Origin of the sequence: Microcoleus sp. A2-C3 (genome assembly GCF_036706065.1) — a bacterium.
Taxonomy (GTDB): domain Bacteria; phylum Cyanobacteriota; class Cyanobacteriia; order Cyanobacteriales; family Microcoleaceae; genus Microcoleus.
This window is the reverse complement of sequence record NZ_JAUBVX010000031.1, coordinates 13865-40549: the sequence shown is the minus strand read 5'-3', so window position 1 is coordinate 40549 and position 26685 is coordinate 13865. Positions and strand designations below refer to the sequence as shown.

Annotated in this window: 26 protein-coding genes; 14 read left to right on the top strand and 12 right to left on the bottom strand. The window is 46.0% G+C overall.

The features are described 5' to 3' along the window. Window positions 1–145: 145 nt before the first annotated feature. A complete protein-coding gene (locus QUB66_RS17955) occupies window positions 146–2359 on the top strand; it encodes a hybrid sensor histidine kinase/response regulator (protein ID WP_332968998.1) in 2214 nt (737 codons plus the stop codon). 223 nt (window positions 2360–2582) lie between these two features. After that, window positions 2583–4043 (top strand): response regulator, encoded by a 1461-nt coding sequence (locus QUB66_RS17950; protein WP_332968999.1) that lies wholly within the window; start codon window positions 2583–2585, stop codon window positions 4041–4043. A 104-nt stretch (window positions 4044–4147) separates the two neighbouring features. Here QUB66_RS17950 and hisG read toward each other — a convergent pair whose 3' ends face one another. Beyond that, a complete protein-coding gene (gene hisG, locus QUB66_RS17945) occupies window positions 4148–4792 on the bottom strand; it encodes an ATP phosphoribosyltransferase (RefSeq protein ID WP_265233702.1) in 645 nt (214 codons plus the stop codon). A gap of 183 nt (window positions 4793–4975) precedes the next feature. On the opposite strand from hisG, the gene QUB66_RS17940 reads away from it, so the two are divergent. The 3 genes from QUB66_RS17940 (at window position 4976) to rppA (ending at window position 6828) form a co-directional block, all read left to right on the top strand. Next, a complete protein-coding gene (locus tag QUB66_RS17940; protein ID WP_265233704.1) occupies window positions 4976–5239 on the top strand; it encodes a hypothetical protein in 264 nt (87 codons plus the stop codon). 158 nt (window positions 5240–5397) lie between these two features. After that, complete coding sequence (locus tag QUB66_RS17935) at window positions 5398–6048, top strand: glutathione S-transferase family protein (protein WP_332969000.1); 651 nt, start codon at window positions 5398–5400, stop codon at window positions 6046–6048. Between the two features lie 45 nt (window positions 6049–6093). Next, window positions 6094–6828, top strand: a complete 735-nt coding sequence (rppA, locus tag QUB66_RS17930; protein WP_265233706.1) for a two-component system response regulator RppA — start codon at window positions 6094–6096, stop codon at window positions 6826–6828. Window positions 6829–6872: 44 nt separating this feature from the next. Here rppA and QUB66_RS17925 read toward each other — a convergent pair whose 3' ends face one another. The 4 genes from QUB66_RS17925 to tmk form a co-directional block, all read right to left on the bottom strand. After that, on the bottom strand, window positions 6873–7745 hold the full coding sequence (locus QUB66_RS17925; protein WP_332969001.1) for a metallophosphoesterase: 873 nt from the start codon (window positions 7743–7745) through the stop codon (window positions 6873–6875). Window positions 7746–7940: 195 nt separating this feature from the next. Next, complete coding sequence (gene msrA / locus QUB66_RS17920) at window positions 7941–8405, bottom strand: peptide-methionine (S)-S-oxide reductase MsrA (RefSeq protein WP_332969002.1); 465 nt, start codon at window positions 8403–8405, stop codon at window positions 7941–7943. Window positions 8406–8648: 243 nt separating this feature from the next. Further along, window positions 8649–9611: a DNA polymerase III subunit delta' gene (locus tag QUB66_RS17915; protein WP_265233710.1), complete on the bottom strand. Its 963-nt coding sequence runs from the start codon at window positions 9609–9611 to the stop codon at window positions 8649–8651. A 281-nt stretch (window positions 9612–9892) separates the two neighbouring features. Continuing rightward, window positions 9893–10561 carry a dTMP kinase gene (gene tmk, locus QUB66_RS17910; protein WP_265233711.1) on the bottom strand — a complete coding sequence of 223 codons (669 nt, stop codon included), beginning with the start codon at window positions 10559–10561 and terminating at the stop codon, window positions 9893–9895. 105 nt (window positions 10562–10666) lie between these two features. On the opposite strand from tmk, the gene QUB66_RS17905 reads away from it, so the two are divergent. Continuing rightward, entirely contained in the window at window positions 10667–11014 is a 348-nt protein-coding gene (locus tag QUB66_RS17905) for a hypothetical protein (protein WP_265233712.1), read from the top strand. 92 nt (window positions 11015–11106) lie between these two features. Here the strand turns inward: QUB66_RS17905 and QUB66_RS17900 are convergent, their stop codons facing one another. After that, a complete protein-coding gene (locus QUB66_RS17900) occupies window positions 11107–13668 on the bottom strand; it encodes a heavy metal translocating P-type ATPase (protein WP_332969003.1) in 2562 nt (853 codons plus the stop codon). Between the two features lie 321 nt (window positions 13669–13989). Here QUB66_RS17900 and QUB66_RS17895 point away from each other — a divergent pair, with 321 nt between their 5' ends. Next, a complete protein-coding gene (locus QUB66_RS17895) occupies window positions 13990–14175 on the top strand; it encodes a DDE transposase family protein (RefSeq protein ID WP_265233714.1) in 186 nt (61 codons plus the stop codon). Between the two features lie 83 nt (window positions 14176–14258). Here QUB66_RS17895 and ctpC read toward each other — a convergent pair whose 3' ends face one another. Both ctpC and ispG read right to left on the bottom strand, forming a co-directional pair. Further along, on the bottom strand, window positions 14259–15614 hold the full coding sequence (gene ctpC, locus QUB66_RS17890) for a carboxyl-terminal processing protease CtpC (protein ID WP_332969005.1): 1356 nt from the start codon (window positions 15612–15614) through the stop codon (window positions 14259–14261). A gap of 439 nt (window positions 15615–16053) precedes the next feature. Next, window positions 16054–17277: a (E)-4-hydroxy-3-methylbut-2-enyl-diphosphate synthase gene (ispG, locus tag QUB66_RS17885; RefSeq protein ID WP_332969006.1), complete on the bottom strand. Its 1224-nt coding sequence runs from the start codon at window positions 17275–17277 to the stop codon at window positions 16054–16056. A gap of 217 nt (window positions 17278–17494) precedes the next feature. On the opposite strand from ispG, the gene QUB66_RS17880 reads away from it, so the two are divergent. Next, window positions 17495–17983: a Pepco domain-containing protein gene (locus QUB66_RS17880; protein ID WP_332969007.1), complete on the top strand. Its 489-nt coding sequence runs from the start codon at window positions 17495–17497 to the stop codon at window positions 17981–17983. Window positions 17984–18001: 18 nt separating this feature from the next. Next, window positions 18002–20740, top strand: a complete 2739-nt coding sequence (locus QUB66_RS29780; protein WP_442923303.1) for a GUN4 domain-containing protein — start codon at window positions 18002–18004, stop codon at window positions 20738–20740. 89 nt (window positions 20741–20829) lie between these two features. Here QUB66_RS29780 and QUB66_RS17860 read toward each other — a convergent pair whose 3' ends face one another. Next, complete coding sequence (locus tag QUB66_RS17860; protein ID WP_332969008.1) at window positions 20830–21222, bottom strand: type II toxin-antitoxin system VapC family toxin; 393 nt, start codon at window positions 21220–21222, stop codon at window positions 20830–20832. Then, a complete protein-coding gene (locus QUB66_RS17855; RefSeq protein ID WP_332969009.1) occupies window positions 21219–21449 on the bottom strand; it encodes a type II toxin-antitoxin system Phd/YefM family antitoxin in 231 nt (76 codons plus the stop codon). The genes QUB66_RS17860 and QUB66_RS17855 overlap by 4 nt, the downstream gene beginning before the upstream one ends. 182 nt (window positions 21450–21631) lie before the next feature. Between QUB66_RS17855 and QUB66_RS17850 the strand changes: the two genes are divergently transcribed. The 5 genes from QUB66_RS17850 (at window position 21632) to QUB66_RS17830 (ending at window position 23182) form a co-directional block, all read left to right on the top strand. Then, complete coding sequence (locus QUB66_RS17850) at window positions 21632–21880, top strand: AbrB/MazE/SpoVT family DNA-binding domain-containing protein (protein WP_332969010.1); 249 nt, start codon at window positions 21632–21634, stop codon at window positions 21878–21880. Continuing rightward, the gene (locus QUB66_RS17845; RefSeq protein ID WP_332969011.1) at window positions 21874–22230 is read left to right on the top strand and encodes a type II toxin-antitoxin system PemK/MazF family toxin; all 357 of its coding nucleotides are present in this window, start codon (window positions 21874–21876) and stop codon (window positions 22228–22230) included. Before QUB66_RS17850 ends, QUB66_RS17845 begins: the two co-directional genes overlap by 7 nt. Before the next feature lie 222 nt (window positions 22231–22452). Beyond that, window positions 22453–22746: a hypothetical protein gene (locus tag QUB66_RS17840; RefSeq protein ID WP_332969012.1), complete on the top strand. Its 294-nt coding sequence runs from the start codon at window positions 22453–22455 to the stop codon at window positions 22744–22746. After that, entirely contained in the window at window positions 22736–22957 is a 222-nt protein-coding gene (locus QUB66_RS17835) for a hypothetical protein (RefSeq protein WP_332969013.1), read from the top strand. Before QUB66_RS17840 ends, QUB66_RS17835 begins: the two co-directional genes overlap by 11 nt. A gap of 12 nt (window positions 22958–22969) precedes the next feature. Further along, window positions 22970–23182 (top strand): YgiT-type zinc finger protein, encoded by a 213-nt coding sequence (locus QUB66_RS17830; protein ID WP_332969014.1) that lies wholly within the window; start codon window positions 22970–22972, stop codon window positions 23180–23182. Window positions 23183–23616: 434 nt separating this feature from the next. On the opposite strand, the gene QUB66_RS17825 is transcribed toward QUB66_RS17830, so the two are convergent. After that, window positions 23617–25728 (bottom strand): DNA-binding protein, encoded by a 2112-nt coding sequence (locus QUB66_RS17825; protein WP_332969015.1) that lies wholly within the window; start codon window positions 25726–25728, stop codon window positions 23617–23619. A gap of 190 nt (window positions 25729–25918) precedes the next feature. Next, a complete protein-coding gene (locus QUB66_RS17820; RefSeq protein ID WP_265233728.1) occupies window positions 25919–26656 on the bottom strand; it encodes a Uma2 family endonuclease in 738 nt (245 codons plus the stop codon). Window positions 26657–26685: the final 29 nt, after the last annotated feature.

Here is a 26685-nt window from a genome sequence, read left to right as displayed (position 1 = left end):
CTGTCAACTGTCAACTGTCAACTGTTAAGCAGCAAGTGTTTCAGATCACAAGGCCGGTCGATCGCCCTCACTACCAAAAAACCTAAAAATATGTCAAATTAAGTAAGGGGTTATCAAATAACTCATGCCATATCCGTAGAAAGTTATGACAACAAAACTAAGAGCTACAGACACAGAAAAAATGGAGATAGACTTGCAACAGTTGAGAGCAGACCAAGAACTGATTCTCAACCAAGTAGACAATGCGATCGCTCTGTTCGACTCGTCTGACAGCTTAGTTTTGTTTAACAAAAAATTAGCAGGAACCTGGGGACTGTCCCCAGAATGGCTCGCTACACAGCCTAAGTGCGACTTGCTGTTTGCCGAAATTGTCGATCGCGGTTACTTATCCCTTCAGCAGTGGGAACAGTTTCAGGAAGCACTGCAAAAATCTCAGGATGAAAGTTTATCATTTTATTTCGAGCAATCGAATGCTATTTGTTTGGAGGTGTGCGCCACAATTACCAACAGTGGCGGGCGGCTGTTTACCTTTCGAGACGTTACAATATACCAAAAATCCCAAGCTAGCTTGAATGCAGAAGTCAGGCGGCTGACATTTCTGTTAGGTTTAACCGAACGCCTGCAAAACTCTCACAGTTTGCAAGAAATAGGTCAGTTTGCCCTCAGCTATCTGGTGGAAGCAACGAATGCTGCTTTCGGAGACGTAAAAGTGATTAGCGGCAAGGGAAACGACAGACAAGCGGCGGCAATTTCCAACCAAGTTTCTAGTCAATTTCTGGCTAGTTACGGCGAACCAGTCGCCGCCGGAATGCAAAAATTGCTCGACAAAGGCATTCCCTACGGCACCGGTTTGCTGTGGGAAGTGGTGGCAACCGGTAAACCTTTGTTGGTCGATGATTATGCCCAACATCCCAAGGCTGTGCCACAATTTCGGCATCCGGGAATCGGACAACTGGGCATTTTTCCGATCGCATCTACCGACGGCACAATCATCGGAGTGCTGACGCTGGAGTCGCGCAACGTCAAAAAACTGCAAGCTTCCCTCCACCAAGAAGTGCTGGAGGCTGCTTGTCGCACGCTGGGGGCGGCAATCGAGCGGGCTCAAACACAAGAAAACCTCCGCCAAGTTAACGAACAATTAGAGTATTCTTCTCAGTTAAAATCCGAGTTTTTAGCCTCGATGTCCCACGAATTGCGGACGCCTCTCAATAGCATTCTCGGCTTTTCTGACTTGCTGCTGCGCCAAAGATCCGGCCAGTTGAGCGATCGACAAATCAACTATGTAGAACTGATCGAAAAAAGCGGTCAGCACTTGTTGCAGCTAATCAACGATATTCTCGATCTTTCTAAAATTGAAGCAGGGAAAGTAGAACTAAATTTACAGCCGGTGCGCGTTCACGAACTCGCCACCGACTGTCTGAAAATGATTCAGCCGCGCGCAGACAAAAAGCGGATCGCTTTGTCTTTAGAACTCGATTACCGCATTACTAAAGTTTTGCTCGACGAGCGGCGAGTCAGACAAATTGTGATTAATTTACTTTCTAATGCTATCAAGTTTACCCCGGAACGGGGACAAGTTAAACTCAGCGGGCGTCTGGCCTACGGCAGCGAAATGAGCGACGATTACCGCCCTGATTGTTCTCCTGTAAATGCCAGCACTCCTTACTTTTGTCTTGAGGTGAAAGACTCCGGTATCGGCATTCCTCAAGACCGCTGGCACTTGCTATTTCGACCTTTTCAACAGGTGGATTCTTCCCTGACTAGGCGGCACGAAGGTACAGGTTTGGGTTTGGCCTTGACTAAGCGTCTGGCGGAATTGCACGGGGGAACTGTTTCTTTTCAATCTGTTTGCGATCGCGGCAGTCTGTTCCGCGTTTGGCTGCCTTTGACGGAGATGCGTCAAGAGTTGGGAACTTTTGCCAATTGTGCCTTGGATTCCAAGTTAGTCCCTGCTTCTGCGATCGCATTACCAATTGGTAGCAAGCGGATTTTGGTGGTGGAAGACCAGCCTTTTAACCAAATGTTAATTTCGGAGGTGATGGAATTGGAGGGGTTCGGGGTAGAGATTCTCGCGGATGGGAAGGCGATGGTCGATCGCATCCTTGCCGCCTCTACTGCGCCGGAGTTGCTGCCGGATTTGATTTTGATGGATATTCAGTTGCCGGATGTTGATGGCTTTGAGTTGATGCGCAGAGTTAAGGCAGATCCTGTCTGGGAGTCGGTACCGATGATTGCGGTGACGGCGATGGCGATGGCTGGCGATCGCGATCGATGTTTGGAAGCTGGCGCTTCGGCTTATTTGAGCAAGCCGCTGGATCTGAATTTGGCGATCGCCACAGTCCGTTCTTTTCTCAACTAACAATAATTATTTGCAGTTCCAGCAATGCGATTTATTACAAGTTATAACAAGAAAGGTTAGACTCAATAGTAGATAAATATCTATAGGACTTGCGTACACTTGCCTCCGAAACCCGGTTCCTAAGAAAAATATCGAATTTAATAACCAGAAATACACGAATCAACCAGGTTTCGAGCATCTACACGCGCAAGTCCCCAGCTAAATTCAAAACCTATCATATTCCATGTCAAACAAGTCGCCCTGCATCATGTTGGTTGATGACGAGCCAGCTAATCTGATTTTATTGGAAGAGTTATTGCAAATGAAAGGATACGCCACAGTATCGGCGCGATCGGGCGATGAAGCCCTTTCCCTCGCCCGCGCATCTCGACCCGATTTAATTTTACTGGATATCATGATGCCAGAGATGGACGGTTTTGATGTGTGCGATCGCCTGCGGAATGATACGGCTTTGCAAACAGTACCAGTGATTTTTTTGACGGCTCTTGATGACGATTCCTCTCGCCTTAGAGGGTTGGAAATGATGGCCGATGATTATTTAACAAAGCCTTTTAACAGTCGCTTGCTGCTGGCGAAAGTTGAAAATATTTTGCAGTTGAGCCAAATGCGATCGCAAGTTGTATCTTCTCAATTCAACCAGCAGGTAAAAGAGCAAAGCAAACGCCAAATTGCTGCCGCTTGGGAGGCTAATGAGTATCTTTCTGAAAAATTTCAGCTATTTGTGCCGGAGCAGCTTCTCGAACGAATTGCGCCTAAAGGAATAGAATCGATTCAGTTGGGCAATGTCACAGAAGAAGAGCTGACTATTTTATTTTGCGACATTCGCGGGTTTACGGCGATCGCAGAATCCCAAGAAGCACGCGAGACTTTTGAATGGCTGAATGCTTTTTTTACTAAAATGAACGATTGCATAACATTTCACGGCGGGTTTATTGACAAATACCTAGGCGATGCTATCATGGCAGTATTTGACCAGCCGAATTCTCACGCAGTAAATGCGATCGAAGCCGCAGTAGCAATGCAAGAAAGTTTGCAGGAATTTAATGCCCAGCGCCACAAATACAATTTAAAATATCCCGTCAATATCGGTACGGGAATTAACACAGGTATCGGCATGATTGGCACCTTGGGCTCCGATCGCCGGATGGACTCTACAGTCATCGGCGACGTGGTAAATACAGCTTCTCGGTTAGAAAATTTAACCAAAATATACGGCTGCCAAATTATTGTTAGCGAAAATGCGATCGTTCATGCGAGAGAATTTCTAACTAACACAAGTCCAAACTCAACAGAAAATCTATTATTAAAGTGCGACTTGGAAGCGGAAAAACCAAAGAGGATGATTTCTACTTCTCACGCAACAGCAGCCGACAGCCATTCGCCAACCAACAATTATTACTATCGCTGGATCGATCGAGTAACCCCGCGCGGCAAACAGCAAGCCATTGAAATCTACGAAATCTGGCCCGCCTCCAGTCCCGACTCTGAAGCAAAACAGCTTACCCAGGTTTTATTTGACAAAGGAATTCAAGGATGGCAATCCGAAAGATTTGTCGCCGCCTTGGGATATTTTCAGCAACTAATCGAACAAAACCCTGCGGATACAGTCGTCAGTTTTTATATAACCCGCTGCCAGGAAAAACTAGGTCTTATACCTGCAAGTAGCAGCTCAGAAATGAGATAAATATAATCGGTTCGTAGTGAAAAATTGAGTCCTATATTGAAAGTGCAAGTAAGGACTCAATTCCTCACTACAAACCTATGAGAATATTTTAATTAGAGTTCACATCAAACAGTCGTCAAAACTTGCTCTCTCAACTTCCCAATCAACTCATTAACCCCCCCAGAATTCAAACGATAACTCAAAGGATGACCGATTAAATAAGCCGAACTTTGAAACAAAACATCAATTTCCACCAAACCATTTTCCCGCAAAGTTTTGCCAGTAGAAATTAAATCCACAATCGCCTCCGACATACCCGTAATCGGCCCCAACTCCACAGAACCGTAAAGCGGCACAATTTCCACCGGCAAATTCAAATTATGAAAATATTCTCTCGCACAGTTTACGAACTTAGAAGCAACTCTACCGTGAGGAGGCAAATCCACACTTCGCCGATAGGGACTAGATTCCTTCACCGCCACAGATAGCCGACACTTACCAAAATTTAAATCAACTAAATTAGCAACTTTCGGTTTTTTTTCCCGCAATACATCATAACCCGCAATTCCCAAATCAGCTTGACCATATTCTACATAAACCGGCACGTCGTGCGTTCTTACCAGCAAAGCTTTTGCAGTTCCGGTAGGGTCATAAATTTGAAGTTGACGGTTAGAGGAATCGAGAAAAGCACTGAAGTCTAATCCAACCGATTTAAACAGCCGAATGCTATCTCCTAACAGTCCGCCTTTGGGAAGTGCAACAGTAATCATGTCAATTTTTAGAGTGTAAATTGCTCAATTTGGGAAGGGGGCGATCGCGGCACAAGCAGAAACAGCTTTTACCAAACCCAGAATAGCACATAGAGTTCACAGCGGAAAATAAATTTCGGGTATTGCTCGATCCTTTGTTTGGGTATATATTATATTTAGTCAGTTTTTTCAAGGGCGGTCACTATGGAAAACAATCAAGAGTTTGAGAGTCAAGAATTTGACGGAGAATTTCACAGTGTAGACCCGGATTCCCTGAAAATTACAGTAGATGAAATCCTCTCAGGCGGCGGTGTAGAGGCCGAGGAAATGCACTATACAGTGGTCGTACCTACCGCTAACGATGTCAAACTCGACCGACACAGATCATTCAATGCCAAATCAGGTGTGTTCGGTACAGCCCCCCGATCGCCGTTTGCAGAAAAACGCGGAACGCTGGGAGGCTGTTAATTTAAAATGCTTGCAGAGGCTGGTGCAGAGAACTGGGCGATCCTCTTCGTTGGCGTAGCCCCCGTAGGGCTCGCCATTGTGTGTCACACATCTAACAGTGTATTCAACTCTAAAACTTAAAATTTAACGGGCGATCGCCAATAGCTGACAGCTAAACTATGACTGAATTGACACTTGTTATTGGTAACAAAAATTATTCCTCTTGGTCGCTGCGTGCTTGGCTGGCGATGAAACAAGCTGGACTGGAATTTGCCGAAGTGAGAATCTCCCTAGATAGCCCGACAACCCACGAGGAAATTCGACGCTATTCTCCTTCGGGAAAAGTGCCTGTTTTAATTGACGGCGATCTGAAAGTGTGGGAATCTTTAGCAATCTGCGAATACGTAGCCGATCGCTTTGCGAATGATTTGTGGCCGGCCGATGTAGCCCAAAGGGCGATCGCCCGTTCCATCTGCGCCGAGATACACGCAGGATTCCAAAATCTGCGCGAAAATATGCCGATGGACTGCCGCAACCGCTATCCAGGTGAAGGGATCACTCCCGGTGTCGAAGCAGAGATCGATCGCATCTTTGCCATTTGGCGCGAATGCCGCCAAAAATTCGGCACAGGCGGCGATATGCTGTTCGGAAAATTCACAGTTGTTGACGCTATGTTTGCCCCCGTTGTCCTGCGTTTTGTCACCTACGGAGTCAAATTAGATTCATCAACAAAAGCTTATACTGATGCGATTTTGTCACTGCCGGCAATCCAGGAATGGGTAGCAGCAGCTTGCAGCGAATCGGAAAATTTTGCACATTTTAAGGTGTAGTAAAAATTAGTTCAATTAACCTAAAATCTCAAATCTAAAATCAGGATGCGGATTCTTTTAGTTGATGATGAAGTTGAGTTTACTGACCCCTTGAGTCGAGTTTTAAGCCGCGAAGGTTATACCGTTGATGTGGCATTTGACGGCGCAAATGGCAGCAATTTAGCAATGCAGGGAAATTACGATTTGCTAATTTTGGATTGGATGTTGCCGAGACAAACCGGATTGGCAATTTGTCAGAATTTGCGATCGCAAGGACGGAATACACCAGTCCTATTTCTGACCGCCAAAGACACTATAGACGATCGCGTACAAGGACTCGACGCAGGCGCAGACGACTATCTAGTCAAACCATTTGAACTGCGAGAGCTCCTAGCCAGAGTCCGCGCCTTGCTGCGTCGCCCTCCAACTTTTGACGCCGAAGTGGCTGTCGGGCGGCTGCAAGTGGCAGATTTACAGCTAGACTACGACAATCAAATAGCCTATCGGGGCGATCGGACAATTGACCTATCAGAAAAAGAATGTCAATTATTAGAATACCTAATGCGGCATCCCGGTCAATTACTAACACACGAACAAATCCACCAATACTTGTGGAGTGAAGCAGAAAAACCCAGCAGCAACGTATTAGCAGCTCAAATTCGCCTGCTGCGGCGCAAAATAGAAGCACCGGGTGAATCCGTCCTAATTCACACAGTCTACGGCAGAGGCTATCGCTTTGGAGAAGATAGGACGGCGGTTGAAACCGCGTCTTCTCAAACTAAGTCCGCCTCTGCGGACTGAACAAAACAACCTAATTTTAACCTTCCACTATTCAACCCGCTTTTCTAAGCTTTTGTCTGTATAGACGCGCTTTCAACCGCCGAGTCTTCTTGACAAACCAAAGTAATTACTGTCACCTCCGGCGGACAAAATAGCCTCCCCGGCGCATAAGTCCCCAAACCGCGATTCACATACAACAAATTACTCCCAACCCGATGCAAACCGCTAGCCCATTCCCAATGAGTAACTACTCGATCGAAAGCCGAGAGAAAAGGAATGAACTTTCGGATTGCTGGAGGAATCAAATAACCAATCTTTCTCACCCAAGCATACAAAGGCCCGATCCCAGGAATCACAATTTGACCGCCGTGAGTGTGCCCAGAAAACTGCAAATCAATCCGCCACTTTTGCAGATTTTCAGCAGTATCAGGATTGTGAGACAACACAATCCGAGGAATCGCCGGATTGATTGATATCATTACAGGTGTAGGCGCAAAATCGCCAGACCAAAAATCTGCAAACCCAACTAAAGCCAATTCAGACCCCAAAGGATAAATAGCTTCATTGTACAAAACCCGAATACCTGCATTATTCAAAGCATTAGCAACCTTAATTTTTGCCCCTGGGTAATAGTGATCATGATTGCCTAAAACAGCGTAAATTCCCACCCGACTCTGCAAGTTTTTCAAGCGCTGCACTAAGTCATAAATAGGTGCGGGATCGTAGGTAATAAAATCTCCGGTTAAAAAAATTAAGTCTGGTTCCGCTTCATTAGCCGCTGCAATCGCCTCTTCTAGCAACCATTCCGACAGCCGCTTCCCGTCATAATGAAAATCAGTAAGCTGTACAATTTTAGTACCCGATAGATTTTCTGGAAGATTTGCGATCGGTATTGTTAAACAGTCTACCCGCAGTTTCCCAGTTAATAACCTGTGCATAAATCTAAGGTTTATTGACAGAGCGCAATTTATAGCTTAGCAAATAAACAGGCAAGACTGCAAAACTAAATATTTTTCCCTCTTCATTAAAAATAAGGGTGATGTTTGGATCGCTGATTAAATGCACAACAGCTTAGGGCGGACAGAATATAGTTAACGACTAATAACTAAGTAGGTAGGTACGAATAAATTCGTCTACGGGGATGGCTGCCGCTTTTTCTCCAGATACTGCTGGTGGTAATCCTCTGCTAGATAAAAATCACCAGCGGGTAGGATTTCAGTGGCAATATTTTTGTCGTATTTATAGGACATTTGCAATTTTTGTTTTGACTCACGAGCTGCTTTTTCTTGTTCGGAATTGTGATAAAAAATCACTGATCTGTACTGTTCGCCTCTGTCGGGGCCTTGGCGATTGATTTGGGTTGGATCGTGACAATTCCAGAATACATCTAGCAATGCTTCGTAACTCACTTGCGATCGCTCGTATTCTACCAACACTGCCTCAGCATGACCGGTGATGCGGGCGCAAACATCCAGGTAGCAGGGATTTGGCCAATGACCTCCTGTGTAGCCCGCAGCAGTCGAGACGACACCCGCAACGGCGCGAAACTTGTCTTCGACTCCCCAAAAACAACCGGCGGCAAATGTGGCTTTTTCCATTGTGTTAAGAAGAAGGAAGAAGGAAGAAGGAAGAAGGAAGAAGGAAGAATGAAGAAGGAAGAATGAAGAAGGAAGAATGAAGAAGGAAGAACAGAAATGGAAGTCGGAGGACGGCTTTAGTTATCGTCCCGATAGAAATAATAAGACATACACAGCAAGCTTTTTAGCGATCAATTATTTTATGTTTAATTAAGTAAGTTGATTTACTTAGTTATCTGATTGCGATCGAACTTGGCACTTTGATTATACTTGACAGATTCCCATTAGTGTGCATTCCCAAACTAATCGCGGCTGTACGTAGTTTAGCAAATATTGGCGGGCTTTTTCTAAGGGCTCTAAGGGCGATCGGCTAATCCGCCCTGCTAAAAATTGCTGCCAGTAACAATGCTGTAAATAATCGATTAACCACAACTGAGATTCAGTATCTAAAGTTTTATCAATTTCCTTGGCTAACTCTAAAGCCGATCGCAGATTTTGAGGTAACTGCTTCACTTTTTGCAGGAAATCATCGGGTATTGATTGCAGTTGCTGCCAAATAGCAATTGCTTCCCCAGGACTTCCCTGCGCCATCCCCATTACTTCGGGATGGGATAAAATCTCGGCGAATCCTGCTTGCTGCAAAACTTGTGCCATTGCTTCGGGATTCAGTCGAGAAAACTGGATTTTTTGACAGCGGGAAATCAATGTTGGCAGCAAAGCTTCCACAGTTGGAGCAATTAAAATTAGCGCTGCTTTTCCCGGTTCTTCTAATGTTTTTAATAAGCCGTTGGCTGCTCCTTCACCCATTGTTTCTGCTTGTTCCAAAACTACGACTGAACGCCCAGCTTCTAGGGGCGGTCTGCTTAGAAATTCACCGATTTCTCGAACTTGTTCTAGGCGAATTTGAGGCGGTGCTTTTCGCTTTAAGCCTGCTTCTTCTGCTTCTTTTGTGGAAAGCCGTTTGCCTTGGTTCATGTAGGTTGGTTCTACCCAGAGTAAGTCTGGATGATTTCGCTGTCGCACGCGATTTTGTACGGATTCTGTCGATCGCCTTTCGGGAAGATTGGCTGAGAATAAAAGCTCGATGAAACACTGGGCGGCTAAGCTTTTGCCGATACCGTTAGAGCCTACAAATAAGTAACCGGGAGCAATTCGGTTGCGATCGACTGCTTGGGTTAGTAATTCTACGGCTCGATTTTGTCCGATTAATGATGTGAAATAATCCATGTGACAGTTGATAGTTGACAGTTGATAGTTGATAGTTGACAGTTGAGAGTTGATAGTTGATAGTTGATAGTTGATAGTTGATAGTTGATAGTTGACAGTTGATAGTTGATAGTTGATAGTTGATAGTTGATAGTTGATAGTTGATAGTTGATAGTTGACAGCCCCCTGACGCACCCTATGGTTAGTTAGGTAGGAACTTAGAAATCGGTTTTTTTATCGAGATTGGGGATTTTTAGCAAAAAGTTTGGTAAAAAACCCGGTTTCTGGCTACGTATGTCAGCTTACTTTTCAGCATTGGGATTATTTGAATATCCCCAAGCTTCTAACTTGCGAGTTACGATAGCTTGAATTTCCTGGGCGATTGCATCTTCAGGGCGATCGGCATTGATCCGGACAATTCGAGATTTATTTGACTCGGCTAATTCTGTAAAACCTTGCTGTACGCGCTTGTGAAACTGCAAATCAGCTTGCTCGATGCGATCGCGCTCTCCCCTAGCCTTTACCCTCGCCAAACCCGCCTCCACGTTAATATCCAGCCACAAAGTCAGATCGCTTTCCAAGCCGCCGGTGGCAATAGCATTCAACTGTTTGATTAAATTTAAGTTAAGATTGCGACCGTAGCCCTGATAAGCAATCGTCGAGTCTGTAAAACGATCGCATAAAACAATCGTTCCCTTCGATAACTCAGGTTTGAGACAAGTTTCGACGTGCTGAGCGCGATCGGCAGCATACATCAATAATTCTGCCATCTCGGATACAAATTCTTCCGGATCTTGTTTTAATAGCAAATGTCGCAGTCCCTTTCCCAACTCCGTACCCCCCGGTTCGCGAGTAACCACCAACCGGACTTTCTGAAAGTAACTTGCTCGCAGCAAATGTATCAATCGCTGCATTTGCGTAGTTTTGCCCGCACCTTCAACCCCCTCAAACACGATAAGTTTGCCCTTCATTGCCTTAACTTTCCATCTAAATAAAATAAATCCATATTGTTCTGTTCATCTCTTCTAGGTTCGGTATGATAATAAAATCTAAATGCCTCACCGCTGGAGTTTTCTATGGCTCGCTATACTGGGTTTTTTATCGTTGCCGTTCCCATCGACCGTCTCCGTCAGTCCCTGATTGAAATTTTAGAGTCATGCAATCTTGACATTATCTACAATACAGGAGATTCGCTCATGGCTCGCGAAATTCCCGGTCAAGTTTCGATTCCCAAACTTGTCACCGCCGAAGTCCTAATTGAGAAAAACACGGCTAGCGACTCAGAGGTTCGGATGAACTTCGTGATTAAAAACGAGGAATTGCCCTTGCAAACCAACAACCACTGCCGTCAAATGTTCGAGCTAGTCAGTCATTCAATTATGAATAACAATAATTGGCGACTCTTGGAAAGTATGGCACTGTAGCCATCAGCCATTAGTCATTAGTCATCAGTCATTGGTCATTAGTTCCTAGCTAATCACCAATAACTGATGACTTTTATGTGGAAGGCCTAAATTTAAGCTCGAAAGTTCCGACGACGCAGCAGCAAAGAATTTGTAACTACGCTAACAGAACTAAACGCCATAAATGCACCTGCCGCCGCCGGACTGAGTAGGATTCCAGTTGCAGGCAGTAAGAGACCGGCCGCAACCGGAATTCCCAGAGTATTGTAAGCAAAAGCCCAGAACAAATTTTGGCGAATCTTATTAAAAGTAGCGCGCCCAAGGTCGATCGACTCAACAACATCCATCAAAGCATTTCGCATCAACACAATTTGAGCAGTCTCAACCGCCACATCAGTGCCACAGTGCAAACCGATACCAACATCAGCTTGAGCCAAAGCCGGCGCATCATTGATACCATCTCCCACCACAGCCACTTTACAGCCTTGGGCTTGCAAACTGGCGATCGCCCTGGCTTTCCCATCCGGCCGCACTTCGGCCAAAACGTCAGCCGTCGCCAAACCTAGCTGCTGCGCCACCACAGCCGCAGCCGACGCAGTATCCCCCGTCAGCATGATCACCCGCAATCCCATTTCCCGGAGGCGATCGACCGTCGCCTTAGCATCCAGCCTCAGAGTATCTTTTAGCCCGATTACCCCCAGCAAAACGCCCCCAGAAGCCACGTAAACTGCCGTTTTGCCCTGCAAAGACTCCGACAATTGCGTCGCCACAACGACCCCCTGCTCGCTCATCCACGCGGCATTCCCAGCGAACACCCGCCGGCCATCCACCAAAGCAGAAACCCCAAATCCCGGTTCCGTGTAGAAATCCTCAGCAGGTAGCAGCGGCAAAGCTTGTTTTTGAGATTCCAGTAAAATCGCGGCGGCGATGGGATGACAAGCGCCTCTTTCCACCGCCGCCACAATTTGCAGCAGTTTTGAGTCAATTGTGGAACAGGCATCTTGTCTGTTTCCAGAAACATCATCAATTGCGGAAATTGTGGAAATTGTGGAAATTGTGGAACAGGCATCTTGCCTATTTCCGACATTAATATCCGAGTTAAAATCCAAATCAGAATTCACAAAAATCGGCAAATAATCAGTGAGTGTGAGATTGCCGGTTGTGAGAGTCCCAGTTTTGTCAAAAACCACCGTATCTAATTGATGTACCCGTTCCAAAACATCACCGCCGCGAATCAAAAGCCCGCGTTCCGCCCCGATGCCAGAACCGACTAAAATTGCAGTTGGGGTAGCCAGTCCCAAAGCGCAAGGACAAGCAATAACTAAAACTGCGATCGCCAATTTCAAACTTAACAGCAAAGAAGATTGATAATGAATCATGGGTAATTGATTTCCCAGATTGATTGCGCCGTGTTCCATATTCATCGCCCCTTGTCCTAAAAGCACAGAAGGCCAAATATGAGTCCCGGCAAAATACCAAAATAGGAAAGTTAAAGCCGATATCGCCATTACGCCATACACAAAATATCCGGCGACAGTATCAGCTAAATTTTGAATTGGTGCTTTGCGAGTTTGGGCTGCTTGCACTAAAGCCACCATTTGGGCTACAGTTGTTTCTTGACCGGTGCGAGTTGCCCGCATCACAACTGCCCCGGATTTATTGATAGTTCCCGCCGCAACTGTATCTCCTGGTTGCTTTAAAACTGGCATCGATTCGCCAGTCAGCATCGACTCATCTACAGTTGTTTTGCCTTCGCAGACTTCGCCGTCTACGGGAATTTTTTCGCCTGGCAAAACTTGCAGCCATTCTCCGACTCGGACGCGATCGGCTGGAATTTCAATGTATTGTGGATTGTGGAGTTGAGATGTCGAGTTTACAGGCAATTCTTGAGAGCCCAAATCTAAAATTGGGAGTTTAAAATCAACTAAGCGGGCTGTCGCGGGTTGTAGTGCGATCAAAGCTTGTAAAGCTGATGCAGCGCGCCGTCTGGCTTGCTGTTCGAGAGTTTTGCCCAACAAAATAAAGCCCAGCAGCATCACTGGTTCGTCAAAAAAGCACTCCCATCCCATGCGTGGAAACAGCAGCGCCGCGTTGCTAGCGGTGTAAGCTGTGACTGCGCCTAAAGCTACTAAAGTATTCATGTTGGGTGCGTTTCGCCACAAACTGCGGCACCCGTCAACGATAATCGGGCGGCCAGGTAGCAGCAATGCGAGGGTGGCGAGTCCCCAGTGAAACCAAATGTTGCTGAGAATTGGGGCTTTGGTGCCGAGTACGTGACCTAAACCGGATAGAATAATTAGGATTAGGGCGATCGACAATTGATTGATTTGCTGTCGAATTTCTTGCCGCCGTCGTTCAATTATCGCCGCTTCCGCTTCCCGCTGATTTCCACCTAAGCGAGACTGGGAGGGAAATCCATTATCAGTCAATTTTTTTGCTAAAGCTTCTGCATCGACAGCCCCCGGTTGACACTCAACCGTTGCGACTTCTACGGCTAAGTTAACGCAAGCTGAAATTACGCCTGAATGCTGCATGAGTTGGCGTTCAACTGCTTTGGCGCAGCCCGCACATTTCATCCCGCTGACATCGAAAGTAACAAGTTCTGGCGGCGGTGATTCTTTAACTGGGATGATTTCGGGTTGAATTTCGGGGATTGCTTTGGGGACAAATTGCATGGTTTTTTTTGGTATTGATTAGAATATTTTGGTGTTTCGGAAATTGTTTAATGCAAAAATGAAATAAATGTATCCATTTTGATAATAGATAGTTTCTCCGGCATCTACCGAAAGTGTTAGTTTTTTTTAATTTTTCTCCCAATTCTGAAGATTAGATGGCGGTTGAAACCGCGCCTACACAGACAAAACCCGCCTTCGCGGGTTGAAGATTAGACGGTTATTGTCTTCAGTCCGCGGAGGCGGACATGGTTTGTATAGACGCGGTTTCAACCGTACGTCTTATATTAGTTAGTATCGATCTTTTACTTGACGAATTTAGCTATGACAGAATCACAGAAATTTTATATTGTCAAACGTCCTGCTGGCAATTGCGAGATTTTACCCATCGCCCAAATCGAACAGCAAAGCCCCACTATTATAGAACAGTGGGGCCCTTATGATTCTGCTGAAGATGCGATCGCCCGACGTATCGGATTAATTCGTGCCCGAAAATGTCAACCGCAATAAATCAGATTCCATAAACCGTTCGATTGTTCGGACTTTAGTCCTTCAAAACTTGGAAAGGACTGAAGTCCGAACGATCAAACTTGCTACTTAGATTTAGAAGGTGTCGGACTCGGTTTGGCCTGCGCCGCAGTCGGTTTAGGTGACGCAGCCTTCGGTTTCGACTCAGCCTTATCGTTCCCGGTTTTACCAGTAACTTGCTTTGTCAAAACTTCCAAAGCTTTCGCGTACTGCGGATCTGCCGTCGTAGCAATTTTATCGCGATCGCGCCGCAACTCCTGTTTTTGAGCATCAGTGAGTTCAACCACAAAATCCGGTTTAATTCCCATGTGATTGATATCGGTGCCATTGGGAGTAAAATACTTGGCAATTGTCACCGCCAAACCGGAACCATTTCCCACGCCGCGTACTGACTGAACTAAACCCTTACCAAAGGTTTTAGTTCCCACCAAAACCGCGCGCTTGTTGTCTTGTAAAGCACCGGATAGAATCTCGCTAGCACTTGCTGAACCGCCGTCTACGAGTACAACCAAGGGTTTGTCGGTGATCTCTCCCTTGTTTGCAGTTTGTTTGTCTGCTTCACCGACGCGATCGACCGTTGAGACGATCGTACCTTCCTTGAGCCACATCCGAGCAATTTCAATACTTCCGTACAGCAACCCGCCCGGATTGGAACGCAAGTCTAGGATATAGCCTGCCACCTTTTTCTGTTCCAAATCCTTAATTGCCGATCGCATTTCCGATGCAGCATTGGCGCTAAACTGATTTAAGCGAATATAGCCGATTTCGCCGATCGGGCTTTTCTGCACCGACTTCCGCACGGGATGAATTTCAATTTTCGCGCGTTTCAGCTTAAATTGTAATTCCTTGGTATCCCGCAAAATAGTCAGCGTCACCTCAGTATTCGCCTGGCCGCGAATCAAACTTACCGCTTGATTCGTATCCATGCCTTCCGTGCTCTTGCCGTCAATCTTAGTAATGATATCTTTTGCTAGAATACCAGCAGTAAAAGCCGGAGTATCCTCAATGGGAGAAATCACCACCAACTTCTTAGTTTTCTCATCTTGAGTTAATTGAATCCCGACTCCAATCAACTCCCCAGAAGTTTCAACCTGCATATTTTTGAACTCTTCAGGGTTCATAAACCGCGTGTAAGGATCATCAAGCTTCTTCAGCATTTCGCGAATTGCCTTATAAGCTTCCTCATCGCTGGTATAAGTCCGGTTCAAATAATCATTTCGCACCGCTTTCCAGTCAACCTGGTTAAAAGTGCCATCAACATAACTTTTGTCAATAATCTGCCAAACTTCATCAACCAACTCTTTAGGACTTCCCCGAAAAGAAGCCAGAGATTTAGAACTGCAACCAGTGTTGACAAGAGTTACAGCAGTGAGTGCAACTGCTGTAGCACTTAGAATAAGGCCTCGTTTTGTTATAACCATTTGTCTGACGCGCCGGAGCAAAAGATTTCAGAATAATCACGCCCAATCTAACACAGGCAAGGCTTGGTCGGATTTTGGATACATATTTATTCAACTTTGCCAAGTTGTATTCCCGAAGCCGAGGCTGCCGCGCCTGAATGCGGACGCGGGTTTAGGGGATGGATTTGCAAATGCCTAGAATCCTTTGTATATCTGCTGCACAAGTCTCGATCCCCTAAATCCCCCTTAAGAAGGGGGACTTTGAGAAGACTTTCTTGTCCCCCCCTCTTCTTAAAGGGGGCTAGGGGGACTTTGATCGCTCTTGTCCCCCCCTTCTTAAGGGGGGCTAGGGGGGATCTGGCCTCGGATACAAAGCGAGATTTTTTAACGGTTTCAGGCGATTGTTGACACCCTTTGCTTTGATCAACGCCCCAAACCTCAAAACTAAATCCAGTAAAACCTACTCAGGTTCAAACCAGCGATCGTCCGACTTAATCAAATCAATCAATTCTGCCACACCCTGAGACTCAGGAACCTTCTTAATCTCATCCCGGCCGCGGTACAGAGAAATATAACCCGGTTGCTTCCCGACATAGCCGTAATCAGCATCAGCCATTTCCCCCGGCCCATTGACAATACAACCCATAACTGCAATATCCAAACCAGTCAGATGCTTCGTCGCCTCTCTCACTTTGTGTAACACTTCCTCTAAATTAAACAAAGTGCGGCCGCAAGAAGGACAAGCCACATACTCAACCATCGTTTTCCGCAATCCCAAAGCTTGCAGAATGCTGTAACAGACAGGAATCTCCTTTTCCGGCGCCTCTGTCAGCGAGACGCGAATCGTGTCGCCGATACCGTCAGCCAACAGCGGGGCGATACCAGCCGTGGATTTAATGCGGCCGTATTCGCCATCCCCAGCTTCCGTAACGCCCAAATGTAGCGGGTAATCCATGCCCAATTCGTCCATCCGGTGCGCCATCAAGCGGTAAGCAGCCACCATCACCGGCGCGCGGGAAGCTTTCAGGGAAATCACGATGTTGCGGAAGTCGAGGGATTCGCAAATTTTGATAAATTCCAGGGCGGATTCCACCATACCTTCGGGCGTGTCGCCGTAGGTAAACAGCATCCGTTCGGCGAGGGAACCGTGATTAACGCCGATTCGCAAAGCTTTACCTTGATCGCGCAGGGAAATCACCAGAGGTTCCAGGGTTTCGCGGATTTTTTCGCCAATTTCCGCGAATTCCGCATCAGTGTATTCGGTTCTGTCGGCTTTCGGCTTCTCGAACACGTAAAGTCCGGGATTGATTCTCACTTTGTCTACGTGTTTGGCGACTTCGAGGGCAATTTTCATCCCGTTGTGGTGGACATCAGCAACCAGGGGCACGGCTTGGTAGGTTTCTTGCAATTTTTGCTTGATTTCGGCTAAAGCTTTGGCGTGGGCCATGCTGGGCACGGTAACGCGGACGATTTCGCAGCCTATCTCGTGCAAGCGCCGAATTCCTGCGACTGAACCGTCGATGTCGAGGGTGTCTTCGTTAATCATCGATTGTACGACGACTGGGTTGCCTCCGCCGATCGTGATGCTGCCGACTTTGACGGGACGGGTTTTGCGGCGTTTGATGCTGGTGTCGAAAATCGGTTCGGTTGTGGGGGTTTTAGTTGGATTGGGCAGAGTTTGCATAGTTGATTGGTAGAGTTTTGTTACGAAGGTCTATAAAATTGTGTCTGCTGTTTTTTAGGTTGCCATAGAAAGGGTCTGTTTGGGTAATGAGGTTTTGGGATTTAGGATTTTTGATAAAAATTCGCGTACCTCTGACTCGCATGACGTATGTTGAGCCCGTCGCGAGTCTTACGCAGCTATCACCGGGAAAGCGAAAATATGTTGATGAAGATTTTGGGTGAAATTTATCGTTACAATTCCGGTAAATATCTGGCAAAATTATATAATAAATACTTTGGAGTGTTTAGCAGTTATGCCCGATGAAATGATTAGCATTGCGATAGGTGGTGATACTCCCGATGAGTCACCGGAAGCACCTGATTTGGAAGGTGCGAAGATTGGGGCACATACAGGAGACTATTCTGGTTTTTTTGACGCACAACAGCCCGCTGAGTCTGCACACAAACAGGTGACAAAAGCGGTGGATAGCTTGCGGCTGCACAAAGTCAGCATCAAGAAATTAGAAAGAGAACTGGCTGAGTTCATGAAAACGGTGGATAAAATGTTCAGTGCAGCGGATCTGGAAGCTGACATGAAGGCGATCGAGTTATCTGAAATTGAGTTATCTGTTGGTATTAATGCTGAAGGTTCTTTCAGTTTAATGGCTATGGGTGCAAAAGTTGCAGATACAAGAACTGTATTGTTAAGGTTTAAACGTAAGTCTTAAGGTAAAATGGGAAGAAATTTGGCAATATCAATTGGCATTAATCAATACGAGTTCTCGCAACCGTTAAAGTATGCCAAGCGGGATGCAGAGTTAATGCGAGATTTTCTTGTCAAAGAAGCGGGATTTGAGCGAGTTTTGTTCTGCTCCGACGAGTCGCCAAATATTAAAGGTAAATCGACTCGTGCTTCTTTTGTCAACCTGAGACGAGTTTTGAGGACGACGTTTGAAAAGCCATTTATGGAAGCTGGGGATAACTTTTGGTTTTTCTTCAGTGGGCACGGGATGCGCCATAAGGGGTATGATTATCTGATGGCTTGTGATAGCGATCCGGGAGATGTTGCAGGTACAGCGATTTCGATTAGTTACGTGACAGAACAATTGCGTCGCTGTGGTGCTGATAATGTTGTCCTGATTCTGGATGCTTGTCGGAGTCAAGGAAGTAAATCGGGAGAAGGAATCGGCTATCAAGCCGCTCAGGCTGCGCGAGAAAAAGGAGTAATTACAATTTTCTCTTGCAGTCCTGATGAGTTATCCTATGAAATTAATGATTTACAGCAGGGGATTTTTACAAAAGCACTACTGGAAGGGTTAGGCGCTCAAGGTCGATGTGCAACTGTTGAGCGATTGAATCATTATTTGAATGGGCGAGTTCCCGATTTGATTCGGCAATACAAAAAAGGTGATACGTCTCGACAAACTCCTTATATTATTGCTGAGCCTGCCAGCAAGTATCACTTGATTCTTTGCCCGCAATATGCAACTTTAAATGATGTTGCAACGATGAAAAATGATGCTTTTTATGCTGAAATTCACCAAGATTTAGATATAGCAGAACAGTTATGGATTCGGGTGTTGGCTGCATCTCATGGTACCGATATGGATGCGATTAAGGGATTACAAAGAATTGCCGTTGCCAAGATACAGCCAGCAGCTATACCATATCAACCGAGTTCTAAAAATAGTGCTAAAACCGATAAATCCCCGGAAGCTGCACCTCCTAATCCTACTCCTAGACTGGAAGTACCAATACTAGATCCGCCGAGTTCGGAAAATCCTGCTAAAACCAAATCCCCGGAACCTGCACCTCCTAATCCTACTCCTATTGAGCCTGATGTTCCCCTCAAGTCAGAACGCGGAGTAGACTACACTAAGTTGCGCGATTTACTAGCCATCGGAAAGTGGAAAGAGGCGGATCTGGAAACAGCATATGTGATGCTGGAAGGATCGGGTAAAGCAAGGGAAGGCCGTCTGAACAGTGAAGATATCGATCGATTTCCCTGTGAAGATTTATGCACCATTGATCAACTTTGGGTAAAGTATAGTAATGGACGTTTTGGCTTTTCTGTGCAGAAGCGCATCTATGAAAGTTTGGGGGGAACCAAGGAATATGATCATAAAAGTTGGGAAGCTTTTGGCGATCGTGTGGGGTGGCGCGTGAACGGCCGTGTTGGAGAATTAAAATTTGCATCCAATGCACCAATTGGCCATCTCCCTTTGGTTTTTAGCGGTTGGTTTGTTTGGGGTTGGAGGGTGAAGGTTCTCTTCTCTCGCGTCGAAACTTGTAAACTGTATACAACTGTACCATTACCTATTCCGATTTCGGCTAATGTTCCCCTCAAGTCAGAACGCGGAGTAGACTACACTAAGTTGCGCGATTTACTGGCAACTGGAAAATGGCAAGAGGCGGATGAGGAAACTCAGAAAGTGATGTGGAAGGTGGCGGGTACGGAGGAACAAGAATGGCTGGATGATGAACATATTGATAATTTTCCCTGCGAGGACTTGCGTACCATTGACCAACTTTGGATACAGTACAGTAATGGACACTTTGGCTTTTCGGTGCAGAAGCGCATCTATCAAAGTCTGGGGGGAACTAGGAAATATGAACAGAAAATCTGGGAAGCTTTTGGCGATCATGTAGGGTGGCGCGTGAAGAAAAAATGGTTTTATTATTGTGATCTAAAATTCAACAAGGAAGCACCAGAAGGACACCTTCCAGGGAGGGTATTGGGGTGGGGTATCGGGTGGGGGAAGAATGGATGGGGTCGGATGGAGGTAGAGTTGGAGCATGGGCGTGGCATTCTCTTCTCTCGCGTCGTGACTTGTAATCTGGTAGTAGATTATAATGAGAAATCCTCTCAATCTAGTTCTATTATTTCCAAGTGCAGTAATTCTGTGAGTACGAGCATCGCAGCCAAGGAATCTTCTCAATCCACAGTTTCTCCACCGCCTACAAATGTATCATTAACTATTCCAATTTCGGCGGATGTTCCCCTGAAGTCAAAACGCGGAGTAGACTATACTCAATTGCGCTATTTACTGGCTAGTGGACAATGGAAAAAAGCGGATGAGGAAACGGCGAATAAGATGGTGGAGGTAGCGGGGAGAAGAGAGGATGGGTGGCTGAGATTTGAAGATATCGATCGATTTCCCTGTGAAGATTTACGCACCATTGACCAACTTTGGGTAAAATATAGTAATGGACACTTTGGCTTTTCTGTACAGAAGCGCATCTATGAAAGTCTGGGGGGAACGAGGGAGGAATATGATGATAAAATATTGCAAGCTTTTGCCGATCGCGTCGGGTGGCGTGTGAAAACCAAATGGTTGTCTTTTTATGATCTAAAATTCAACATCAAAGCACCAGAAGGACACCTCCCCGTAGGGGTGGTATGGTCCGTGCGTTGGTGGCGCTTTGGGGGGGCATTTGGAGGTCTCTCTTCTATCGCATCAAGACTTGTAAAATGTAACATCTAAGCGTTACAGGGTTTCGTGAATATTTCTAACCAAGGCTTTAACCACGAAACCGCGCCAATTCTACGTTTCCGATACCTGGCACATTCGATTTACCAAATTACTAAAGAGTAGAAACTAGCTATTTTTCGATCTGCTGTAATAATAGCAGCTTGATTCCTTTGAGCAACTGCTACAACCACTCTATCTGCTGGATCTCGGTGTTCCCATTCTAACTTGACACTTTCTAGCCAAATATCCTCATCAATTGGAACGATCCGAATAACATTAGACTTTTTTAAAGTAGCGATATAGTCATCAATACTTACTCCTAAATCTAACTTATGATTTTTGTTCTTGATAGCTATTTCCCAGATTGCCGTTGATGGAACCAAACCATTTTTTTCTTGTTCCATCTGCTGACAAGCTGCTTTTGCTGGTTGAGAAAGTTTGTCTGGATCTAAACTCCACCAGATGAGAGCGCAGGTATCAAGAACAAATGTCATACTTCCTGCCATTCTTCAGTTGTTGGCGTAGTTAAGTCTTCAAAATATTTTACTTTCCCCCGCATATCCTTAAATAATTCTTCAGTTGAAAGAGACTTTTCATACTGACAAATTCTCACAACTGGTTTATTCCCATCCATCACTAAAATTTCTTCGCCTTCAAGCTCGACAAGTTGCAAAAATTCTAGTAATTGAGCGGTTAATTGGCTTTTGTCAACAGTTTTCATAGGACAATGATTTGTGTTGTGTTAAAACTACATTATATCTCAATAGGGTTCAGTCGTAGGGTGTGTCGCCTCGAAAATTCCTCAACAAAAATCGACAATCTCATAGCGACGCACCTTACAAAATACTTGAGGAAACAAATTGTGTTATGATAAATAAACCTGAGTGTTAACATCGCAAATGTATGACAGCCAAAATACACATCAGCAAATTAGGTAACTCCTTGGCTTTGCCAATACCAGACTACATAGTAAAGTTTCTCAATCTTAAAGCCGAAGATTCAGTAATTTGCACCATAGAAAATGGGAAACTGGTCATAGAGCCTGTAAATAATAAAATATCCAAATATACCCTAGATGAATTATTGGCCGGCGAAATAGAATCTAGCGAAGAAGTCTCTTGGGGAAAACCAGAAGGAGAAGAAGTTTGGTAAACTATATCCCCGAACGAGGTCATTTTATTCGCCTCAATTTTGACCCTCAAGCAGGACACGAACAAATGGGGACTAGGCCTGCATTGGTTGTGAGTCAAACTAAATTTAACCGAAAAATGGGGTTTGTATTCGTCTGTCCTATTAGCAGCACACAACGCAAAAATCCGTTTTATGTTCCCATTCCAGAAGGTGAAGCGATAACAGGTGTAATTATGACGGATCAACTGCGTTCTTTAGATTATCGGGCAAGGCAAGCAAGTTTTCTTAGTGAATGTCGATCGGATATAATTGAGGAGGTCTTGAGGCGAATTCAACCTATTTTGTTTGATAATATGACTGTTGATGAATAGTCAATCAAAGTCAATAGAAAAGAATATTCATAGGTTGAGTTTTGAGTATGACAAACTAAATAGGACTTAGGTACAGGTAGCTAGAAACCGGGTTTTTTAACCAAAATATTTGCTTAAAATCTTCAATTTCGATTGAAAAACCCGGTTTCTTTGCCTTGATGGGTAAGTCCTGCTAAAAGAAGGATTTGGCGTTTTATTTCATCCAAGCGTGGAGAACTTTTAATGCAAAACTTAACTCAACTAACTCAGCTTGAATTAGTGCTTCTTGCATTGGTAGCTAGAGGTAAAGGAAAATGCAATTGGTACCAACTCGCAAAGCAACTTTCCTATCGAGATGTACCGCGAGAACCTGATATGATGGTTGTCTTAAAAAAACTGGCGGCTGATGGTTTGGTTAAACGATATATCGAAACAGGTTCGTGGCACGACAGATGGAAATTGACGGCAGAAGGGTCGATTTTGATGACAGACGCAACCGTTTATGAACTAACTACTTTATCCGAATATGAAGTTTAACTTACCAACCCAATTTGTAGTTTGCATTAACAATCAAGACTATCAAGCATCCTTGGAAGTGCGAAAAATCTATCGAATCATACCCGATAATCGCGCTGCGGAACATCAATTCATCCGAGTTATTGATGAATCCGGCGAAGATTATTTGTATCCAGTCGCATATTTCGTGCCGATAGAATTGCCGAAATCCGTAGAAGCAGTATTTGCATAGGAGAAATTAACAATGCTATCTGTAGAAAAATGCCCAATTTGCGGCGGTGAAATAGTTATCAAAGAAGTCGATAAACTTTTACGGGGCGGCAAGCATACTGCTATCTTAAAAGTATCCGCTGAAGTTTGCCTAAGCTGTGGAGAACGGTTGTACTCTGTGGAAACAGTTAGGAAATTTGCCAAAATTAGACAGCAATTGCAGCGAGAAGAGACTCAAGAATTTTAAGCGATGGGCCAATCTTTTCGCGTTGGGTAAGTAACAGTGCAGTCGTAGGGTGTGTCGCCTCGAAAAATCCTCAACAAAAATCGACAATCTGATCGCGACGCACCTTACAAAATACTTGAGGAAACAAATGTTGGCGTAGTTAAATCTTCAAAGTATTTTACTTTCCCCGCATACCCCAATACGGTTCACTTAAGCAGATAATTGCTCAGCGCGACTTAACCGATAAGTGTCATAGTCTCTGCGATTGCTCTCACGCGCGATCGCTGCTGACAAAAAACGTTAAGTGAACCGTATTGCTTCATAGACAAGATTGTAATTCTTGATCCGCTGTTGAAATACATCTGCGTTGGGCTGGGTTTATCTACCTTGAAGGAGCGGTTTTGCGATCGATCAAAGATTTATCCAATAAGTCTCAACCCATAAATCTAATCAAATCACCACTTCCCCAACGCCCCCCAAACAGTACCCGAAATTACGCCCCAAATCGCGCCCAAACCAGCTCCCACGATCGCACCCGCCACAGGCGCCAACTGCACCGACACCCCACTGCTGACAGCCGGAAACATCGCAGAAACCCCCGCCCCCAACACCGCACCCGCAAAAGTCCCCAAAAAACTGCCCCAAATCGAACCCAAAGCCGCACCGCTGACACCCGAAGGCTGAAACGACACCGGCAGCTTCGGCGCAAACCCACAAACACCCAACAAACTCCCAGAAACCACACCCCCGATCGCACCCACACCCGCCGCCACGATCGCCACACCCAGCAATAAACCCCCAAACTCGATCATCGGCCGCATCTGCCCGTTATATTGCTGCCAAACCACCAACCCAGCCCCCAAACAAACACCAGCCAAAGTCCCTAAAAACGCTCCCCAAACCGCCCCCAAAAATGCTCCCCGCCGGCCCCACACTCTGCCCATTGGCAGCGCCAGAGGAGGCGGAAAACCAGCCCAAACACAGCCCCACACAGTACCAATCCCCGCGCCAGATAAAATCGCCTGTCCGATCGCCGAATTATCACTAATCGCCCCAAACACCACACCGCTGATCGCAGCCAAAAAGAAAGCCCCCCAGAGAGTCCCCACCAAAACTCCCCCCCACTTCCGCCAAATCTGGTTCGGCGACAAAGTAAAAATACCCCACATCATCCCAAAAAAACTGCCCCAAATCGAACCGACAAAAATCGCCCCCAAAATCGCGCCGCCACCCTCAGTAATTGCCGAAAAAATCCCCGCCACCGCCGCCAAACACAAAGTCCCCCAAACACCTCCCCAAGCAGCATCCTGAACAATGCGCTCAAACTTGCTAGGGGGAATCCGAGGCACCGGAGTCCGACTCCGAGAAGGTATCGGTAGCATCGGCAGTTGATAGTTTCCCATTTGGCGTGGCAGCCCCGTGGACTGGTGTTGGCGACGCACTGCGGTCTCCCTCACGACGGGCGGTGGCTGGGGCTTTTTACGCTTGGTTTTCGCGGGCTGCAAGTGCAATCCGTTGCTGACTGCCTGCCGCGAAGGAAACGGATCGCGACCTTTGAGAAGTTTTGCCCGATCGCACCAAGGGCACCGACTCAGATGATTTCCGTATTTGTGCTGAGTGTTTTTGCTGCAAGTAATTAGGGAATCTTCGGCTTCCCGAATCGCATTCACCCAAGTTTTCGCATCCGGGCGCGCCGCCGGATTGCCGTGCCCTTCCTCAAAACAGCGGAGAAACATCTGCCGCAGTTGGGGATGCAGCATCTCGAAGGCTGGCGCAGCGGGCATCGGGCGGTAGGGAATCCGCTTGGTACCGCTGGGAAAATGGCCCGATCGAATTCTCGCTTCTAAAGACGGCGGTTCGTCGCTACCGAGATAAACTCCCGAAAACGGGTGCGTACCTTCCATCAGCAATTGAAAAATTAATACCGCTAAACCGAACAAATCGTGCTCTGGAGCTCGATCGATATCACGGAAAGTCTGCCCCTGCAATTCCGGCGGCGTAAACTCCGGTTTCCCCACCGGACACCGATAAACGTAACCTGTATAAGGATCGCGCACTTGAAACGAATCGGTGTCTACCAGCGTTACCAAAGCCGTATCCGTGACGAGAATGTTCGACTCGTTGACATCGCCAATGACGTAACCCCTGACGTGGAGGGCGTTTACAGCCGAGGCGAGATTTCTGGCGGTGCGATGGAGGTAAAGATAGTTAAATAGCGGTTTTTGTTCGCGCCTGGTTTTGGGTGTGTAGAAAGTGTGTACCGGCAAGGCTTTCTTGACGCGCGGCATCACAAAACCGACGATTTTTTCGCGCCCGCCGACAGTATGCAGCAAATCTATCGGCCAAGCAATTGATGAGTGTCCCACTTCCGAGATCGGCGCATCGGGCGGCATACTGAACATGACAGTGAGTTTGTCGCCGTCTTCGTCTGTCGGTTTGTGGTAGATTTTTGCTACAAGGGACGAGTCTTTGGCGATCGGGTAGATGCGACCTTCACCGCCACTGGCGATCGCGCTGTTGGTGTCGATCGCAATCAGTTGTCCGCTAAATTGGCGCTGCAACTGCATAGAATTCCGTTAGGGGATAGAGGATTAATCAATTTGAGATTTGAGATTTTGGATTTTAGATTAAAGAAAGCTACCCCACTGATAAACCCGTAATTCTATTTTATTGTGAGATGGGCATCCTGCCCGTCCTGGAAAACTCAGCAAGAGGCTTTCGGGCCTGTTCCACAATAGTTCAATTTTGCAATTGTGCTTACAATCGATCGGGATCGATTCCCATTTCTCGCAGTCTTGATTCTAAAGCTTGCGATCGCGATCGTTCTTGTTCCAGCAGCATTTCTGCCTGTTCGGCCCGCTGTCGTTCTTGTTCAGCCCGCAGCCGTTCTTGTTCGGCCCGCGCCTCGGCTTGCTGTCGCAGTCGATCGATCTGAGCAAAACTCATAAATGGTTCTCCAGAGGGCCCGAACATTTCGAGTCCTGTTTCAGATAATTGAAACCGCACTCCCAGTCTCGGACTTACCCAACCCTCCATTTGTTCAATCTGTTCTAATTTTCCCTCAACCCGCAACCATCCTATCAGTTCCAATTTTTCTGGATCGTACAAATAGTATTCTTCCACACCGTAGCGTTCGTAAAATTGAAATTTTTGCATCATCGGAGTCAGACGATTTCCCGGCGACCAAATTTCAAAGGCGACTTGCGGCGCAATATTATCTTCATTCCACTGTTGGTAAGAACCTCGATATCCTTTGGGGATGCCAAAAATTGCCATCACATCTGGTGCTTGGCGTAGTTTATTATTCCCTTCCACTGGATACCAAAGCAAGTCACCTGCTACCAAAACATTTGGATCGTCTGCAAACAGCAATTCTAAATTTTCTTTAATCCAAACGATTAATCGAAACTGATCCGTATTGTTTGACATCGGTTCGCCGTTATCGTCGGGGTAGATGATCTTTGATTTTTCGGGAGATTGCAGTTGTGTAACCATTGCTGTTTTCCCATTTTTTTTAGGAGTTG

Coding starts and splice junctions, on each gene's coding strand:
- QUB66_RS17955 (WP_332968998.1), top strand. CDS start 146: ATGACAACAAAACTAAGAGCTACAGACACAGAAAAAATGGAGATAGAC.
- QUB66_RS17950 (WP_332968999.1), top strand. CDS start 2,583: ATGTCAAACAAGTCGCCCTGCATCATGTTGGTTGATGACGAGCCAGCT.
- hisG (WP_265233702.1), bottom strand. CDS start 4,792: ATGATTACTGTTGCACTTCCCAAAGGCGGACTGTTAGGAGATAGCATT.
- QUB66_RS17940 (WP_265233704.1), top strand. CDS start 4,976: ATGGAAAACAATCAAGAGTTTGAGAGTCAAGAATTTGACGGAGAATTT.
- QUB66_RS17935 (WP_332969000.1), top strand. CDS start 5,398: ATGACTGAATTGACACTTGTTATTGGTAACAAAAATTATTCCTCTTGG.
- rppA (WP_265233706.1), top strand. CDS start 6,094: ATGCGGATTCTTTTAGTTGATGATGAAGTTGAGTTTACTGACCCCTTG.
- QUB66_RS17925 (WP_332969001.1), bottom strand. CDS start 7,745: ATGCACAGGTTATTAACTGGGAAACTGCGGGTAGACTGTTTAACAATA.
- msrA (WP_332969002.1), bottom strand. CDS start 8,405: ATGGAAAAAGCCACATTTGCCGCCGGTTGTTTTTGGGGAGTCGAAGAC.
- QUB66_RS17915 (WP_265233710.1), bottom strand. CDS start 9,611: ATGGATTATTTCACATCATTAATCGGACAAAATCGAGCCGTAGAATTA.
- tmk (WP_265233711.1), bottom strand. CDS start 10,561: ATGAAGGGCAAACTTATCGTGTTTGAGGGGGTTGAAGGTGCGGGCAAA.
- QUB66_RS17905 (WP_265233712.1), top strand. CDS start 10,667: ATGGCTCGCTATACTGGGTTTTTTATCGTTGCCGTTCCCATCGACCGT.
- QUB66_RS17900 (WP_332969003.1), bottom strand. CDS start 13,668: ATGCAATTTGTCCCCAAAGCAATCCCCGAAATTCAACCCGAAATCATC.
- QUB66_RS17895 (WP_265233714.1), top strand. CDS start 13,990: ATGACAGAATCACAGAAATTTTATATTGTCAAACGTCCTGCTGGCAAT.
- ctpC (WP_332969005.1), bottom strand. CDS start 15,614: ATGGTTATAACAAAACGAGGCCTTATTCTAAGTGCTACAGCAGTTGCA.
- ispG (WP_332969006.1), bottom strand. CDS start 17,277: ATGCAAACTCTGCCCAATCCAACTAAAACCCCCACAACCGAACCGATT.
- QUB66_RS17860 (WP_332969008.1), bottom strand. CDS start 21,222: ATGACATTTGTTCTTGATACCTGCGCTCTCATCTGGTGGAGTTTAGAT.
- QUB66_RS17855 (WP_332969009.1), bottom strand. CDS start 21,449: ATGAAAACTGTTGACAAAAGCCAATTAACCGCTCAATTACTAGAATTT.
- QUB66_RS17850 (WP_332969010.1), top strand. CDS start 21,632: ATGACAGCCAAAATACACATCAGCAAATTAGGTAACTCCTTGGCTTTG.
- QUB66_RS17840 (WP_332969012.1), top strand. CDS start 22,453: ATGCAAAACTTAACTCAACTAACTCAGCTTGAATTAGTGCTTCTTGCA.
- QUB66_RS17835 (WP_332969013.1), top strand. CDS start 22,736: ATGAAGTTTAACTTACCAACCCAATTTGTAGTTTGCATTAACAATCAA.
- QUB66_RS17830 (WP_332969014.1), top strand. CDS start 22,970: ATGCTATCTGTAGAAAAATGCCCAATTTGCGGCGGTGAAATAGTTATC.
- QUB66_RS17825 (WP_332969015.1), bottom strand. CDS start 25,728: ATGCAGTTGCAGCGCCAATTTAGCGGACAACTGATTGCGATCGACACC.
- QUB66_RS17820 (WP_265233728.1), bottom strand. CDS start 26,656: ATGGTTACACAACTGCAATCTCCCGAAAAATCAAAGATCATCTACCCC.